Annotated in this window: 1 protein-coding gene; it reads left to right on the top strand. The window is 46.1% G+C overall.

The annotated features are described in order from the left end of the window. Positions 1-519: 519 nt before the first annotated feature. Positions 520-1,245, top strand: a 726-nt coding sequence (locus KDK14_RS05745) for a hypothetical protein (protein WP_257264059.1), incomplete at its 3' end; no start/stop codon positions are given.

The following is a 1,245-nucleotide window of genomic DNA, read 5'->3' on the forward strand; positions in this document are numbered from 1 at the left end:
ATTCTTAAATAAACTTTCTCTGTATCATGACGTACGATCAGTGGTAATCAGGATATTTTTTATTAGATCCGTGTTTTTAAAAAAAGTTTTATCAATTATTCTGCTGTAACCCAGTAATTTTCACCGTTGAATCATGACTGGCAGTGATCACAGGGCGGCTATCCGTGCTGAAGGTGGCTGAGCTGACCCAGTCGTCGTGACAGAGGCCCAAGATAACCGCCTCCCTTTGGAAGATGCCGTTAATGTCTGTGCTGTAAGTCAAATGTCGAAAAGCCCGGTGCGGGAAATCTGCACGTCGGGATCTGAGGGGGTTGGAGTTGCAATTGGCAGCTCCTGCTACCCGGTGCGGAAGGGAGAGGTTCCTTCGGTTTACTCGACCGAGGGCTGAGGACGGTAACGTCCTTTTCTACTCAGAATTAGATATTTGTGGAATAGTCCCATAAATAAACGTTGATAACACTGAACTTTTGGGGGTTAGGACAGGTCCAATAAGTTTTAATGAATTCAGGATTAATCCTCATGTTACCAAGTTCAACGACCAGTGGATCCAGTCACTTTCCTGTAGATTCAACTGATGCTACTCAGAATACTGCCAGCAGAAAAAGAAAATCTTGCCCTTCTGACTCCGCAACTTCCAGTTCGTCAATTGCGCGTTCTGTGCGCATGGTTAAAAATGATTTGGCAAATTTATCGGTTCGTCGGGAAGGTGACGATACAGGAACATTGGTTGCCAGGGGGGAATTGGAAAGCAACTCTTCATCTTGGCTGGGAAACGCCTGGGGGATGGTGCGGCGGGTGGCCCAGATAACTGCCAAGACAGTTCCACTCTATATGTCCGGTTCACAACTAACGGTTGATAATGCTCGTCAATTCACAGAACTTGGTGGGTTAGTCGGTGGTAAATTAATGCAAGTTCTGGCTCCTCAATTCCGTGATCCGGAATTTAGAACTGACATCAACAGTCGTTTTCCGGTAGGTGAGATTGACCCTGAAAAAGTAGAAAGCGTGTTACAACGTAATTTACTGCAGGCACAAAATGCATCAGCTAACACATCGATAGCCGGTGATTTTTCCGACATTGGCCCGCGTACAAAAAGAGCAAGGTCGGGGGGACAGATAGAATATGTCGGAAATCTTGGACGAGGGACTGTTGGTCAAGTAGATCACTTCATCATCAACGGGCGTAGCTATGCCCCCTGTGCCAACATAGTTGTCGCCTCTCCTGAATTTAAAAACCTAAACAGG

The sequence above is a fragment of the Endozoicomonas sp. ONNA2 genome (assembly GCF_024606365.1).
GTDB lineage: Bacteria > Pseudomonadota > Gammaproteobacteria > Pseudomonadales > Endozoicomonadaceae > Endozoicomonas.